Source organism: Paenibacillus sp. GCM10027627 (genome assembly GCF_042675505.1).
Lineage (GTDB): Bacteria > Bacillota > Bacilli > Paenibacillales > Paenibacillaceae > Pristimantibacillus.
Genome location: NZ_JBHTHB010000002.1, coordinates 219,790 through 234,936, shown reverse-complemented (window position 1 = coordinate 234,936; position 15,147 = coordinate 219,790). Strand labels below are relative to the sequence as shown.

Genomic DNA, 15,147 nt, shown 5'->3' with positions numbered 1-15,147 from the left:
TAGATGAAAGCGACGAAATCTAAGAGGTTTCGCTGGAAATTTATTGCCGTCGTGTATAGCTTCAGCTTATTTTATTTTTTGTTCCAAGGCGGCAAAACGTCCTTTATGCTTTTTATTATTCTAAATTTGCTGCTCGTCTATTTGTTGCTTGGCCGCTGGAGCGGCATCAGCAAAGTGGGGGGCAAACGCACCTACGCAAGCCAAAGCGCATCCCCGCATGGAACGATTTCGGCGGGTGGCTCGCTTGATGTCAGCCTAAACGTTAAAATTCCAGGATTTTTCCCGTTGCCTTATGTGATCGTGAGGGACGGTTTGCTCCGTCATAACGGGCAGAGACTTCAATTTGAAACGTCGTTTGTGCCAAGCTGGAGGAGGGCGGGCGCCGTTTCTTACCGGACGCCGCCGCTGCTGCGCGGGGAATACCAGTTCCGCAATACGGAATGTCTGTCCTACGATATATTTGGCCTGTTCGAGCATTCCGGCGACTTTCAATCGGAAGCGATATTCAGCGTACTGCCGCAAACGGTTCAGCTTAGACATTGGAGAGGGTTTCATCGCGGAATAAGAGGCCCTTACTCCCATGCGTCGGCTTCCCGCGCGGCTAAGGAAACGACGCAGCTTAACGGCGTTCGGGAATATCATCACGGGGACAGGCTGTCCCGCGTCCATTGGAACGCAACGGCTAAGACGGGTCAGTGGAAATCGAAAGCGTTCGAAAAAGAATCGTTGCCGCGGACGCTGTTGATTTTGGACCGCTGCCTCGCTTCTTACGAGGGCGGCGGGCAGGATCGGTTCGAGCTGGCCGTATCTGTAGCGGCCTCCTTTATGGAGCATGGCTCGAAGGACGATACGGCGATGGGGCTTCTCTCCATAGGCAAGCAAGCGACGATGCTGCCGCCGAAATCGGGGATGGAGCAGCACAACGTGGTCATGAGGCATCTGACCGTGGTGGATGCGGATGCGCCGCATTCCATTTACACTTCGCTGCAATGGGCGGATTCTTTGCTTGAGCCTGGCAGCTATGCCATTATCATTTCAGGCGACACGGGCAGAGGAGTCATCCAAAGCATGGAATGGCTGTCGCGCAAGGGACTTACGCCATGTTTGATTCATGTCGGTTCCTCCGTTCCGTCCAAGAGCGGAAACACAGCATGGAAAAAGCTGATTCAAAGCCGGGGCTGGCTCGTCTATGACATCAAGCAGCTTCAGGAGTTGCCCGGAGTGCTGGAAGGGAGCGGGATCGCATGAAAAGGCTAGCTTCTTATTTCGGCAAGCAATGGTACGCTAAATTTGTTTCATTATTTACGGCGATCATTATGTATAGCTGTTTGTTCGTTTTTGAAGGCTATTGGTGGCTGGAAAGCTTTCAAATCGCTTATTTTACTTTACTCTGTGCAGTCGTTATTAACTTCGTTTTGCCGGACCGAATGAGGCTCCTACGGTGGGCTCTCCAGTTTGCGGCAACGATATGCGTTGTATTCCGTTTCGCTAGAATAGAATGGGATACGACCGCTGTGCCGATGGAGGGCGGGGACGACTCGAAGGTTCTAGCTCTGCTGGACGGATTGCATCCTTTTATATGGATCGGCCTCTCGCTTTGGCTCATTCATTTGTTGTTCAGCTTATGGGCGCAATCGTCCAGAGTTCGCATGTTTGGAGTAGTCGGGGCAGGGCTGCTGATGCTGACCATTGCCGACTCCTTTACGCCGATTTGGCTATGGGACGATGTTGCGGTCGTTGTATTTGTCGGTTTGATCTGGCTGGTCCTCAGCCATTTGGACCGGTTGCAGCGGACGCATCCCGATAGCTGGAAGGAGCTGCTTGGTTACCCGATTCGTGTTATTACGCCTGCGATTGTCCTATTGTCGCTGTTTTTGGTTATTGTTCTCTATGTGCCGTCTATTGCCCCTATTTTGCAAGATCCTTATACCATTTGGAAAAATGCGAGAGGCGAGCAGGTGCAAGTCTTTTTGGGCGAAAAGTCTATGGCGGGCAACGAGGATCTCGATGAGCGCAATGCCAGCTCGGGATACGGCCGCAACGACGATATGCTGGGCGGCGGGTTCAATTACGATTTTTCGCCGGTCATGACCATCTCCACTTCTCAGCGCAGTTATTGGCGCGGCGAAAGCAAAAGCTTGTATACGGGCCAAGGGTGGATTGACGGTGATTTAAACGAGCCTGTGCAATTCGTGTCCCAGTTTAACGAACTTTACGATGGCGGTGGCCGGGATAAGGCGGAGCTGGTTAATGTGAGCCAGATCGTTTCGATGATCCGGGAAGAGCCATACCCTGTATTGTTCGGGGCCGCTCCCGTCTCTACAGTCAATTGGGTCGAAAACGATACAACGCCAATCCCAGCGGGGCTTGCCTGGTCAGCTGACAACTGGGAGCTCATTTGGGATGAGCAGTTTAAATATCCGACCACTTATTCTGTCACATCGGCCGTTGTTACTCTGGATGAGGAGGCGCTGCGCGGGGCGGAATCGAGATTGGCCGATGCTGAGGACAGCGCCAAATATTTAAGCATTCCTTCAACAGTGCCGGATCGGGTGCACCAGCTTGCCGCCGAAGTTACGGCAGAGGGCGCCAACGATTATGATAAGGCCAAGCTGCTGGAGAGCTATCTCAAAACAACTTTTGCTTACAATAACAAGCCCGATTTGACAAAGCGGAAGAGCAAGGACGGCGACTTTGTCGATCAATTTTTATTTGAAATGAAAGAAGGCTACTGCGATTATTTCTCTACGGCAATGGCCGTAATGGCGCGCAGCCTCGACATGCCTTCCCGCTGGGTAAAAGGATTTTCTCCGGGCGTACTGCCGGCCGACCGTTATGGCCCTCCAAGCGATATTATGGACGGGGAGGAGTATAACCCGAGAGGCGCGGGCACATATACAGTGAGAAATTCGGATGCTCATTCCTGGGTTGAAATTTATTTCGAAGGCTACGGCTGGATTCCGTTTGAGCCGACTTCGGGTTTCAGCTTCCCGTATACCACTCCAGAAGGTGAAGAAACCGTTTTGCCGGAAGTGGACACAAACGAACCGGCAGAGAGTGTTGATAAGGCTGTCCAGTCATCGGCAGGCAGCGCGGTTTGGGGCTGGATCGGCATTGCAGTGGTTGTTGCCGGGGCAGGCGCGGCATGGCTGTTTATCAGCCGCAAAAAAATCGGCGCGTTATGGCGCAGAGTACGGCACGGCGCTTATACGACCAACGATCAGATCGTGCTCGAAACGAACCGGCTTCTGCGGTTTTGCCAAAAAAGAGGTCTTCAGCGCGAGGAGCATGAGACGATTCGCGAGGCTGTCACGAAATGGCTGCAAGGACAAAACCGGCTGAAGGATGATTTCCGGACGGTGCTGGACGGATTTGAAGTAGCCAAATATGGTTCCACAATCGCTTCCAAGGAAGAAGCCGACCGATTTGTAAGCAAAGTACGTTATTTAATCGGGGAGCTGAAATAAATCGCTTCTCTAAGCGGCTCATGAAAGAGGCGTACCGCCCGTCGGGTTAAAGATGGGCGGTATTTCTTTGCAACAAATTCCGATTATATGGTATAGTTTCGTAAGATAGCAGGCAGAAAGCAGAGGGATTGCGGTTATGTTTGAGAGATTGTTGCCGAATATGAGGGTCCGTTCGGTTTACGACATTAATTTAGAAGAGTTGGCTTCCAAAGGGATACGCGGCATTATTACGGATTTGGACAATACGCTTGTTGGCGCAAAAGAACCGCTGGCTACACCGGAATTGGTCGCTTGGCTGGACAAGGTAAGCTCCTCAGGATTCCGCGTTGTCATCGTATCCAACAATAATAAAACAAGAGTAAGCAATTTTGCGGCGCCGCTTAACATTCCGTTTCTTCATAAAGCGCGGAAGCCGATCCAGACATCGTTTCACAAAGCGCTGGCGATGCTCGGACTTCCCGCGGATCAGACGGTTATGATCGGCGATCAGATGATGACCGATGTGCTTGGAGGCAATCGGATGGGACTATTCACCATTTTGGTAGCCCCGGTTTCTCCGGCCGATGAAGGTTTCATGACTTTGGTGAATAGGCGGATTGAGCGAGTCGCGCTATATAGGCTGCGCAAGCTCGGCCTTTGGTATGAGGAGGAAACGAAGCGATGAAAGAACAGCTTAGTGAAACAGCAGCTTCGTGTGCAGGCTGCGGCATACGGTTGCAGTCGGCTCAGCCCGACCAGCCCGGTTACCTTCCGGATTCGGCTGTACAGAAGGAGCCTGTCATTTGTCAGCGCTGCTTCCGTATTCGCCATTATAATGAAGCTTCTTCCGTAGCGGTCGATCAGGACGACTTTTTGAAGCTGCTCGGGAGCATCGGCACGACGGACAGTCTAGTGGTCCATATCGTCGATTTGTATGATTTCGAGGGAAGTTTAATTTCCGGCCTACAGCGTTTTGTAGGCAACAATCCCGTGCTGCTTGTCGTGAACAAAATCGACTTGCTGCCAAAAGGGATGAACTTGAACCGGCTTCGCAATTGGGTTCAGAAGCAGGCTAAAGCACAAGGACTTCGAACAATTGACATCATACTTTGCAGCGCAAAGCGAAATATGGGCTTCGAGCATGTGATCGAGGCGCTGGACCGTCATCGGGGGCGCCGCGACGTTTACGTCGTAGGTGCGACCAATGTAGGCAAATCCACTTTGATCAACAGGCTGATTCGCGACTATAGCGATATGGAGCGTGAATTGACGACCTCCAGATATCCGGGCACGACGCTTGACGCCGTTAATATTCCGCTTGAAGACGGCAAAGCGATTATCGATACGCCGGGAATCGTGTATTCAAGCCGGATGACGGAAGTGGTGCCGCGCAGCTTCCTTGGCTCGCTGTTGCCGGACAAGCCGATCAAGCCGCTTGTTTATCAGCTCAATGAAAAACAAACGTTGTTTATTGGCAGTCTAGTCCGCTTCGATTTTGTCGAAGGAGATCGCCAATCGTTTACGCTTTACCTTTCCAACGCGCTTAACGTGCATCGGACGAAGCTGGAGAGAGCGGATGATTTGTACGCCAATCATCGCGGAGAGCTGCTGGGCGCTCCGACGCTTGCGGAGCTTACGGAAATTCCGGAATGGACGAGGCATTCGCTTCGCATTCGGCAAGGTGAGCGGCAGGACATTTTTATTTCGGGCTTAGGCTGGATTCAAGCAAACGGCATGCGCGGCGCCATGGTTGACGTCTATGCGCCAAAAGGCGTTAAAGTGATGCTGCGGGAATCCATGATTTAATTTCGAATAAAGAAACGCTAACGTTCGAGGGGGAACGATCTTGGCACTCACGTCGGCTATTCAAAAAATAGACAGCCATACCGTCTTGTATGGCGTAATCGGCGATCCAATCCGCCAATCGAAATCGCCTATCATGATGAACCGCGCATTTCGGGAGACGGGCGTGAACGGAGCATACGCCGCTTTTCATATTGCGGGGGACGCTTTGCCTTCCTTTATCGGCGGAGTTCGCGCTATGGGCATTCGCGGAGTAAATGTGACCATTCCGCATAAGCAGCGGGTCATGGAGCTTCTCGATGAGATCGATCCCGGCGCGCGAGTGATCGGAGCCGTCAATACGATCGTAAACGAAAACGGCCGATTGATTGGCTACAACACCGATGGGATCGGTTATGTCCGTTCTTTAAAGGAAGAAGCGGCTCCGGAGCTTGGGGGCAAAAGGATCGTCGTTATCGGAGCTGGAGGCGCGGCACGGGGGATCGTTTACGCGCTGCTCGGCGAGAATCCGGCCAGCATTGCGATTGCCAACCGCACCGTTGACCGTGCGGAGGAACTGGCCGCTTCTTTTGACAGCGGCGCCGCTGTCTTGACGGCAGCATCGGTCGATCAGCTTGCGGCATTATGTCAAGACGCCGATATCGTCATCAATACGACTTCGGTGGGTATGTTCCCCCATGCGGGCGACAGTCCGATGCCGGGACATTGGCTAAAGCCTGGAGCTATCGCAAGCGATTTGATCTACAATCCGCTCAAGACGGAGTTTTTGCGGCAGGCGGAAGCTCATGGCTGCAAGGCTCATGGCGGACTCGGCATGTTCATTTATCAAGGGGCTTACGCTTTTGAATATTGGACGGGCCGCCCCGCGCCGGTTTCCGCGATGAGGGAAGAAGTGTTGGCGGCCATGCAGGCCTAAAGGATTGGCTATTCATGCTTAGCTATGCTAATCCAAAGTTGTCCCGTTGCGGGGCACGCCAGCAAATATATAAGTTTTACGTACAATTGACGCATACGAAAGAAGGATGTTTATTTATGTTGACTGGTAAACAAAAAAGATATTTGCGCTCGCTCGCCCATCATTTGCAACCTGTGTTCCAAGTAGGCAAAGGCGGAACGAACGATCATTTGGTACGCCATATTGTAGAGGTAATCGAAAAGCGCGAGCTGATCAAGGTTTCCGTTTTGAACAATTGCTTGGACGATCCGAAGGAAATCGGCATCGAAGTGGCGGAAGCGGCGAATGCGGAGCTGGTTCAAGTAATCGGCAAAACGATTGTGCTTTACAAAGAGTCAAAAGACTACAAAACGATCGAGCTTCCAAGAAAATAAAGCTGGCGCGCCTTCAAAGCAAGGGAGGCGTGATGGCCGGTTCAGCCTAAGACCGGGGAGGCCTGTTGTGGGATGAAAAAAATCGGTATTATGGGCGGCACCTTCGATCCGATCCATATCGGCCATCTGACGGCTGCGGAGTCGGCTAGGGAAGCCTGCCGTCTGGATGAGGTTTGGTTTATTCCGGCTGCGGCTCCTCCTTTAAAAAATAAGACTCCGGGCGCAAGCGCAAGGAATCGGTACGAGATGACGCAGCTTGCAACCGAGGGCAATCCTTTTTTTAAAGCGCTCGATATGGAACTGCGCCGTGAGGGAGTCAGTTACTCCATAGATACGGTTCAGCAGCTTAAGGACGAGCATCCCGGTTGTTCATTTTCTTTCATTATAGGTTCCGACCGTGTGAACGATCTTCCAAAATGGCACCGGATTCGGGAGCTTGCGGACAGCGTCGACTTTATCGGGCTGGAGAGACCTTCCGATCCGTTGTCGACGGAGGGGCTCCCTTCTTATTTGAAAGAGCGGCTTCGATTGATCGATATGCCGCCTATTGGCATTTCTTCAACGGAGCTAAGGGAATGTCTCGCAACGGGAACATCGGTCCGGTACCTTGTACCGGATAGCGTCTACGCTTATATAAGGAGGAATCGCTTATATGGATCGGCAACAAATGATTGAACGCGTCAAGTCCGAAATGCCGGAGCGAAGATGGCGGCATACGGAAGGGGTCATGGCGACTTCGAGGGAACTCGCCGTTCGTTTTGGCGAAGATGCCGACCGCGCCGAGCTCGCGGCTATTTTGCATGATGTGGCCAAGTTTTGGCCGATTGCGCGTCAGGAGAGCATCATAACAGACAACGGGCTGGATCAGGATGTGCTGCGGTACGATAAAGAATTGTGGCATGCGCCTGTGGGGGCTTGGGTCGCCGAACACGAATACGGTGTCTCGGATGAAGGCGTACTGGATGCGATCCGGTTTCATACATCGGGGCGGCTGGGAATGTCGAAGCTGGAGAAAATCGTCTGGCTCGCGGATTATATCGAGCCCGGCCGCGATTTTCCGGGAGTAGACGCGATCCGCAAGCTTGCAGCCGAAAACTTGGATGAGGCGGTTGTTGCGGGTCTGACCGGGACCATCAGTTATTTGCTGACTAAAGGGCTGCGGATTTATCCGCTTTCGGTTGAGGCGCGCAACGGATTAATTGAAGAAATTAGAGGAAAATAAAGCTAAGAAAAATAGCAACGTAGATTCGTTTGCATTCGCAGACGTTTTAGGGAGGTTGGTCAAGAGATGGCAATTCAATCCGACGCATTAATGAAACTTGCGGTTACGGCCGCTGAAGATAAAAAAGCGATTGAGGTCGTGGCGTTAAATTTAAAAGAGGTATCGCTTGTTGCGGACTATTTTATTATTTGCAGCGGTAATTCCGACACCCAGGTACAGGCAATCGCCACCGAGGTGCGCAAGCAGGCGGAAATGAAAGGCGCGCGCGTTCGCGGCCTTGAAGGAATGGATACGGCTAGATGGGTGCTGATCGATTTGGGAGACGTTATCGTTCATGTTTTCCATAGGGAAGAACGCGAATATTACAATATTGAGCGTTTGTGGTCCGACGCTAAGGTTGTGGAATTGGCATGAGTTTGATCGCGGGGAAAACCTATACGCTCCAAGTAGCCAAGGAAGTGTCGCCTTACGGCTTCTTTTTGAGCGACGGCGAGTCGGAGGTATTGCTTCATTATACAGAGCTGGTAGGCTCGAAGCCTGGCGTCGGGAGCAAGGTCGACGTTTTTGTTTATTATGATTCGGAGGATCGGATAGCCGCAACGATGAAGGTTCCTCTTCTGCAGCTCGACGAGCTTGCGCGTTTGCGCGTCGTGGACGTTCATCCGAAGCTTGGCTGTTTTTTGGAAATGGGGCTAAGCCGTCATCTGCTTCTTCCTTTGTCGGAGCTGCCGGAGAGCATCGCTTATCGTCCGCTTGTCGGCGATGAGGTGTTCGTCATTATGAAGCATGACAAAATCGGCAGACTCGTTGCCAAAATCGCGTTTGAGGAAGAGCTTTCGCCGCTCGTATTCCCGGCGCCGGCTTCATGGCGCAACACATGGGTCGAGGGCTGGGTATCGAAGACGCTTCAAATCGGCTCGTTTGTCATTTTGGACGGCGGGGTAGTCGGCTTTGGCGTTTACGGTCTTATACCGAGCTCGGAAAGAACGAAACCGCTGAGGCTCGGAGAGCGGGTACGCGCCCGTGTGACGTATATGCGGGAAGACGGACGCGTCAATCTATCGATGGCCGAGCGCAAGGAAGTGGGTCGTGTGGAGGACGCCGACCGCATTTTAGCCTTTTTGAAGGAGCGTCCGGGCGGCGGTATGCCGTATTCCGACGAGACGGATGCCGATACGATCAAAAAGCGGTTCGGCATTAGCAAATCGGCGTTTAAGCGGGCAATCGGGAAGTTAATGAAGGAAGGGCTGGTCACGCAAAAGGGCAGCTGGACCTATTTGGCCAATCCTGAGGGAGCGGCAGGCGGCGCAGAAGGGACTGAAGCGGAGTGACCCAGTCATACGGACAATTCGCTCTGGTCTACGATCAGCTGATGGAGGAAATGCCTTATGCGGACTGGCTTTGTTTCGCCAGAGAAAGCTGGTCCACATACGGGATGCCATCAACCGTCGTCGACTTGGGCTGCGGCACTGGCAGCTTGTCCATTCCGCTGGCTCGATCCGGCTTTCACGTCTATGGCATCGATCTATCGGCGGATATGCTGTCCGTAGCGAGAAGCAAATGGGATGAGACGCCGCAGCAGGCCATCCGCCCGGGGGCGGGCTCGATCCGCTGGCTTCAGCAGGATATGCGGGGCTGGGAGCTTTCCGAGCCGGTAGACGCCGTCATATCGTTTTGCGATTGCTTCAATTATTTAACCGAGGAGAGCGATATCGAGGCGGCGTTTCGGGCTACGTTCGCAGCGCTTAAGGCGGGAGGCTCTTTTTTGTTCGATATGCATCCGCCCTCTCAGTTGATCCGCTATTCGGAGGAACAGCCTTTTGTGCTCGACGAGAAGGATATCGCTTACATTTGGACTTGCGACTTTGAGGAGGAGCGATGCCAAATCGAGCATCAGCTGACGATTTTTGCGCGGGGCTCTGAGGCTTTGTTTGGCAGGTTTGAAGAAGTTCATACGCAGCGGGCTTACGATCCCGACTGGATCGAAGAGGCGCTTCGCCGCGCCGGCTTCTCTACCGTAGACCGCTACGCCGATTTCCAACTGAAGGCGCCAGGAGCGGATAGCGAGCGGCTGTTTTTTGCGGCAATCAAATGATAATAGTGCGGAGGCTGTTATTTGCGATGAGTGTGGGTCGCGGATAAGAGCCTTTTTTTGTGCCTCGAAAAAAATAGATTTTTGCAGAAATGCGTTGAACCTTTGGCGGAGCGGGCCCTTTCTTCCTTCGGAGAGCATAATGCTCGCGCCTCGGTCAATAGGCTTTGCTGTCTATTCTCTAAGCGCATCCTTCAGACGGCTGTTCATCCCTGATGCTGCCGATATTCTTTTGGCTGCGGCGCTCTTCAGTTTCCTAATTTCTTCCTCTTGCAATAGGTTGTTCGACTCAAGTTTTTCAATATACTGCCTCAGTTCTGGAAGCTCATAACCTGCATCTTGAAACAGGCGAAGCAGCACTTCCCGAGCCTCGAAAGCTGTCATATTTTCCTTCATTTGGTCCTCCAATATATCAATAAAATGTCACTATCCCATCATAGCCTTATCTGTTAAAATAGTCGAGTGCGCCAAAAATATAGATTCATCGCATCCCCATATTTTTCATTGACGAGAACTATATCTTGATGTAAAATCAAGAACATCAACTACATATTGATGGATATAGTGGTTTCGAGCAATGGACATAGGATATTGTGATAAAGCGCGTCTGCCTGCTAGCAGCGGTCAGTAGCGCTTTTTGATTGCTAAAATTCAGTAGGGGAGCGGGCGTGCGGTGCTAGTTGTTTACGATTCAAAAACGGGCAATGTCAAACGTTTCATCAATAAACTGAATATGCGTGCAGTGCCGATTGACGAGAGGGCTGAGATGGACGAGCCCTTTGTTTTGGTGACTTACACAACAGGATTCGGACAAGTGCCGGAGAAGGTCAATTCCTTCCTCCAGACGAATCACGAGATGCTGCGCGGAGTGTCCGCAAGCGGCAACCGAAATTGGGGACAAGGCTTCGCGAAAAGCGCGGATACGATTGCCAAACAATACGACGTGCCCGTTATTTTAAAATTTGAATTGTCGGGTACGAATCAAGATACGGAACATTTTGTTGAGAGGGTGCGGGCCATTGAAGCATATTGAATTAAACAACGAGTTGATGCAGCGCGGGGCAGATGGTTTTTATCAACTGGAGAAAGACAAAGAGGCGGTACAAGCCTTTATGGCGGAAGTCGAAGAAAAAAGCGTCAAGTTCGCTTCCCTTCGCGAGAAGTTGGATTACCTCATTTCAAACGATTACTACGATAACGTCTTCGATAAATATACATACGATCAGGTTGAAGCGGTATTTAATCTGACGTTGAACAGCGACTTTCAGTTCCAGTCCTACATGGCAGCTTCCAAGTTTTACAAGGATTATGCGATGAAGACGAACAACAAGGCGCAATATTTGGAGCAATACGGGGATCGCGTAGCGATCGTAGCGCTTAATCTTGGCGAAGGAGACGCGGAGCGTGCGCTTCGCATCGCGGACGCGATGATCGAGCAGCGGCTGCAGCCGGCGACTCCGACGTTCCTGAACGCGGGCAAAAGCCGCCGCGGCGAGATGGTTTCCTGCTTCTTGCTGGAGATGGACGATTCTTTGAACTCCATCAACTACGTGCTCGGAACATGTATGCAGCTTTCGAAAATCGGCGGCGGCGTAGCCGTCAACCTGTCCAAGCTGCGCGGGCGCGGCGAGCCGATCAAAGGCGTGGAAGGCGCGGCAAAGGGCATTATGCCGGTACTGAAGCTGATGGAGGACGCGTTCTCCTATGCCGACCAAATGGGTCAGCGCAAAGGCTCCGGAGCAGGCTACTACAACATTTTTGGCTGGGATATTCTCGAGTTTTTGGATTGTAAAAAAATTAACGCCGACGAAAAGTCCCGGATTAAGACGTTGTCGATCGGCCTTATTATACCGAACAAATTTTATGAGCTGGCCGCAGGAAATAAGCCGCTTATGGTATTTGGACCGCATTCCGTTCATAAGGCGTACGGCATTCATTTGGACGACATGGACATGGACGCTATGTACGACGAGCTCGTTGCCAACGAGCAGGTAACGAAAAAAGCGGTTATGAACGCGCGCGATATGCTGACCAAAATCGCTTCGATTCAGCTGGAATCCGGTTATCCGTACATTATGAACAAATCGAACGCCAACAACGTTCACGCTTTGAAGGACATCGGCAATATCAAAATGTCCAACTTGTGTACGGAAATTTTCCAAATTCAAGAAACGTCCGAAATTAACGATTACGGCTTTGACGATGTGATCCGCCGCGACATTAGCTGCAATCTGGCTTCGCTGAACATTGTCAACGTCATGGAGCGCAAAAAGGTGAAGGACTCCGTCCATGTCGGCATCGAAGCGCTGACGACGGTTAGCGACCTGTCGAAAATCGACAACGCTCCGGGCGTGCGCAAAGCGAACGAGGAGCTTCATTCTGTCGGCCTTGGCGCGATGAACCTGAACGGCTACCTTGCGAAAAACAAAATCGCTTACGAAAGCGACGAAGCAAAAGATTTCGCCAATGCCTTCTTTATGATGATGAACTTCTACTCTCTTGAGAAGAGTATGGAAATCGCCAAGGAGCGCGGCGCGACGTTCAAAGACTTTGACCGTTCCGAATATGCGAAGGGCACTTACTTCACGCGTTACATCGAGACGGATTACCGTCCGGCAACAGACCGTGTGAAGGAGCTGTTCGAAGGCATTGACATTCCGTCCCCTCAGGACTGGGCGGAGTTGAAGGAAAAGGTACAGACTTACGGCTTGTACCATGCATACCGTCTGGCCATCGCGCCAACGCAAAGCATTTCCTACATTCAAAATGCGACTTCCAGCGTGATGCCGATTGTCGAGCATATCGAGACTCGGACCTATGCGAACTCGACCACTTATTATCCGATGCCTTACCTGTCGCAGGATAATTTCTTCTATTACAAGTCGGCGTACAATATTAACCAGTTCAAGCTGATTGATCTGATTGCCGAAATCGGACAGCATGTGGACCAAGGCATTTCCACTGTTCTGCACGTCAACAGCAACGTGACGACTCGTGAACTTGCACGCTTTTACGTCTACGCGGCTCAGAAAGGGCTTAAGTCTCTCTACTACACGAGAACAAAACGCCTTTCCGTTGAAGAATGTACGAGCTGCGCCGTTTAATAACGATACAATTTCGAAGAGATGTAGTGAAGAAGGAGCATGCCTACTATGAAAGCAGTTAACTGGAATCGCCCGGATGACGATTTTACGCTAACGTTCTGGCAGCAGAACGTGATGCAGTTTTGGACGGACGAAGAAATTCCGTTATCCGATGATAAAATGGACTGGATGCAAATGTCCGACGCCGAGCGCACGCTTTACAAAAACGTGCTTGGCGGTCTGACTTTGCTTGATACGATACAGGGCGGCGTCGGCATGCCGAAAATTTTGGAGCATGTAGACGGCTTGCAGCGCAAAGCGGTGCTCTCCTTCATGTCGATGATGGAGCAAATTCACGCCAAGTCTTACAGCAGTATTTTTACAACGCTTGCTTCGGGCGAAGAGATTGACGAAATTTTTAAATGGGTGGAAGAGAACCCGCAATTGCAGAAAAAAGCGTCGCTTATTTCCTCCTGGTATACCGGCATCAGCACGCCTAAAGAGCTGTATAAAGCGATGGCGGCGTCCGTTTTCCTGGAAAGCTATTTGTTCTACAGCGGCTTCTTCTATCCGCTTTATTTAGCCGGACAAGGCAAAATGACAAGCAGCGGTGAAATTATCGACCTCATTTTGCGCGACGAGAGCATTCACGGCTTGTATGTGGGCGTGCTCGCTCAGGAGCTGTTTGCAACTTTCAGCACGGAGGAGCAGGAACAGCTTAAAGTGGAGATTTACGCTCTGCTGATCGAGCTGTACGAAAACGAAGTGGCTTACACCGACCATCTATACAGCCCAATCGGGCTGGAAGAGGAAGTGAAGGCTTACGTTCGCTACAATGCCAACAAGGCGCTCATGAACCTTGGCCTCGACGCTCATTTCCCGGAGGAGCCGGTCAACCCGATCGTCTTCAACGGCATCAGCACTCATACGAAGCAGCATGACTTTTTCTCCAAAAAAGGCAACGGCTACGTTCGTACCATTCACGTGGAGCCGCTTAACGACGACGATTTTGTTTTCAACTTCTAAATCGACGGCTTGGTTCATACATTCAAACATGATCGCTCTCGACTATGCCTTGCGGCAAGGCCGGGGGCGATTTTTGCGAGTGGTGATGAACCGGCAGCCGATCGTAAGCTATATGTAGAGAGGATGGCATGCCATGAAGTCGATTGCGGTGAAAGAGCTGGCGGAGCGGTTCAAACTGGAAGTGCTGGCGGGAGCGGAGCATTTGGACAGGGAAATTGAAAAGGCGCGGGCGTATCGTCCGGGTCTGGAGTTTGTCGGGTTTTTCGACTTTTTTCCTCAGAAGCATGTACAGCTGCTCGGAAAAAAGGAAATCGCTTATCTTCACGGACGGTCGGAGGAGGAGCGCAACGCCCAAATTGGAAACCTTGTGAAATATCATCCGCCCTGTTTTATTGTCGCCTCCGGTCAGGAGGGGCTTGATATTTTGACTAGGCATTGCGAGGCGGAAGGCATCCCGCTGTTGCGGACGCAAGAGCCGACGATGTCCTTTCTCGCTATGCTGGACGGCTATCTCATCAAGGCGCTGGCGCCGGAAATCGCCGTTCACGGCGTTTGTTTGAATGTATCCGGCATCGGCATTTTGCTGCGTGGCAAATCCGGCGTCGGGAAAAGCGAAACCGCCCATACGCTGATCCGGCGGGGGCACCGGCTTGTCGCCGACGATATTATCGTCATTAAGAAGCTAAGCGCCCAGACGCTGCTTGGCAGCCACAACGAAAAAACAAAAGAGTTTTTGGCGCTGCGGAGCGTCGGCCTCATTAACGTTGTCCGCTTGTACGGACGGAAAGCTTTTCAAGATGAAACGCGGATCGCGCTGGATATCGAGCTGACGAAATGGCGCGACAACGACTTGAACAATGATTTGGAAATGGAGCCAACCTTCATCGATTATATGGGCGTCCAAATTCCGCATTTTGAAATTCAGCTCCAGCCGGGTCGCGACGTGGCCGGATTGATCGAAGCGGCGGCGAACAACTGGTATTTGAAACAGCAAGGCTACAGCGCAGTCGAAGATTTTATGAAGCGGCTGGAATGCGACTAAAGCGACTCCCCCCTGTGCAAGGACTACCTTTTTTATGGGAAAACATGTTACACTAAGAGCAGCAAGGCTCATCCTAACGTCTATCCATGCTTCCAATGCCAGTT

16 protein-coding genes are annotated in these 15,147 nt (G+C 51.6%); 15 read left to right on the top strand and 1 reads right to left on the bottom strand.

Going from position 1 to position 15,147, the window contains the following annotated elements; genetic code table 11:
* Window positions 1-3 precede the first annotated feature (3 nt).
* The 11 genes from ACFQZE_RS09115 (at window position 4) to ACFQZE_RS09065 (ending at window position 9,895) form a co-directional block, all read left to right on the top strand.
* Window positions 4-1,248, top strand: coding sequence for a DUF58 domain-containing protein (locus tag ACFQZE_RS09115; protein ID WP_379355992.1), 1,245 nt, complete (start codon window positions 4-6; stop codon window positions 1,246-1,248).
* The gene (locus ACFQZE_RS09110; RefSeq protein ID WP_379355990.1) at window positions 1,245-3,467 is read left to right on the top strand and encodes a DUF4129 domain-containing transglutaminase family protein; all 2,223 of its coding nucleotides are present in this window, start codon (window positions 1,245-1,247) and stop codon (window positions 3,465-3,467) included. Before ACFQZE_RS09115 ends, ACFQZE_RS09110 begins: the two co-directional genes overlap by 4 nt.
* A 136-nt stretch (window positions 3,468-3,603) precedes the next feature.
* Window positions 3,604-4,131 (top strand): YqeG family HAD IIIA-type phosphatase, encoded by a 528-nt coding sequence (locus ACFQZE_RS09105; protein WP_379355988.1) that lies wholly within the window; start codon window positions 3,604-3,606, stop codon window positions 4,129-4,131.
* Window positions 4,128-5,252 (top strand): ribosome biogenesis GTPase YqeH, encoded by a 1,125-nt coding sequence (yqeH, locus tag ACFQZE_RS09100; protein ID WP_379355986.1) that lies wholly within the window; start codon window positions 4,128-4,130, stop codon window positions 5,250-5,252. Before ACFQZE_RS09105 ends, yqeH begins: the two co-directional genes overlap by 4 nt.
* Window positions 5,253-5,292: 40 nt before the next feature.
* Window positions 5,293-6,165 carry a shikimate dehydrogenase gene (locus ACFQZE_RS09095; RefSeq protein ID WP_379355984.1) on the top strand — a complete coding sequence of 291 codons (873 nt, stop codon included), beginning with the start codon at window positions 5,293-5,295 and terminating at the stop codon, window positions 6,163-6,165.
* Window positions 6,166-6,281: 116 nt separating this feature from the next.
* Complete coding sequence (yhbY, locus tag ACFQZE_RS09090; RefSeq protein ID WP_379355982.1) at window positions 6,282-6,578, top strand: ribosome assembly RNA-binding protein YhbY; 297 nt, start codon at window positions 6,282-6,284, stop codon at window positions 6,576-6,578.
* Window positions 6,579-6,650: 72 nt separating this feature from the next.
* A complete protein-coding gene (gene nadD, locus ACFQZE_RS09085) occupies window positions 6,651-7,253 on the top strand; it encodes a nicotinate-nucleotide adenylyltransferase (RefSeq protein ID WP_379355980.1) in 603 nt (200 codons plus the stop codon).
* The gene (yqeK, locus tag ACFQZE_RS09080; RefSeq protein ID WP_379355978.1) at window positions 7,231-7,800 is read left to right on the top strand and encodes a bis(5'-nucleosyl)-tetraphosphatase (symmetrical) YqeK; all 570 of its coding nucleotides are present in this window, start codon (window positions 7,231-7,233) and stop codon (window positions 7,798-7,800) included. Before nadD ends, yqeK begins: the two co-directional genes overlap by 23 nt.
* Before the next feature lie 66 nt (window positions 7,801-7,866).
* Window positions 7,867-8,214: a ribosome silencing factor gene (rsfS, locus tag ACFQZE_RS09075; protein WP_379355976.1), complete on the top strand. Its 348-nt coding sequence runs from the start codon at window positions 7,867-7,869 to the stop codon at window positions 8,212-8,214.
* Window positions 8,211-9,131, top strand: coding sequence for a CvfB family protein (locus ACFQZE_RS09070; RefSeq protein WP_379355974.1), 921 nt, complete (start codon window positions 8,211-8,213; stop codon window positions 9,129-9,131). Before rsfS ends, ACFQZE_RS09070 begins: the two co-directional genes overlap by 4 nt.
* Before the next feature lie 41 nt (window positions 9,132-9,172).
* Window positions 9,173-9,895: a class I SAM-dependent DNA methyltransferase gene (locus ACFQZE_RS09065; RefSeq protein ID WP_379356992.1), complete on the top strand. Its 723-nt coding sequence runs from the start codon at window positions 9,173-9,175 to the stop codon at window positions 9,893-9,895.
* A 171-nt stretch (window positions 9,896-10,066) separates the two neighbouring features.
* Here the strand turns inward: ACFQZE_RS09065 and ACFQZE_RS09060 are convergent, their stop codons facing one another.
* The gene (locus ACFQZE_RS09060; protein WP_379355972.1) at window positions 10,067-10,288 is read right to left on the bottom strand and encodes a hypothetical protein; all 222 of its coding nucleotides are present in this window, start codon (window positions 10,286-10,288) and stop codon (window positions 10,067-10,069) included.
* Window positions 10,289-10,565: 277 nt separating this feature from the next.
* Between ACFQZE_RS09060 and nrdI the strand changes: the two genes are divergently transcribed.
* The 4 genes from nrdI to hprK all read left to right on the top strand — a co-directional run bounded on the left by nrdI (window position 10,566) and on the right by hprK (window position 15,043).
* Window positions 10,566-10,925: a class Ib ribonucleoside-diphosphate reductase assembly flavoprotein NrdI gene (nrdI, locus tag ACFQZE_RS09055; protein ID WP_379355970.1), complete on the top strand. Its 360-nt coding sequence runs from the start codon at window positions 10,566-10,568 to the stop codon at window positions 10,923-10,925.
* A complete protein-coding gene (gene nrdE / locus ACFQZE_RS09050) occupies window positions 10,912-12,996 on the top strand; it encodes a class 1b ribonucleoside-diphosphate reductase subunit alpha (RefSeq protein WP_379355968.1) in 2,085 nt (694 codons plus the stop codon). The genes nrdI and nrdE overlap by 14 nt, the downstream gene beginning before the upstream one ends.
* Before the next feature lie 48 nt (window positions 12,997-13,044).
* The gene (gene nrdF, locus ACFQZE_RS09045) at window positions 13,045-14,001 is read left to right on the top strand and encodes a class 1b ribonucleoside-diphosphate reductase subunit beta (RefSeq protein ID WP_379355966.1); all 957 of its coding nucleotides are present in this window, start codon (window positions 13,045-13,047) and stop codon (window positions 13,999-14,001) included.
* Between the two features lie 133 nt (window positions 14,002-14,134).
* Complete coding sequence (gene hprK / locus ACFQZE_RS09040) at window positions 14,135-15,043, top strand: HPr(Ser) kinase/phosphatase (RefSeq protein ID WP_379355964.1); 909 nt, start codon at window positions 14,135-14,137, stop codon at window positions 15,041-15,043.
* Window positions 15,044-15,147: the final 104 nt, after the last annotated feature.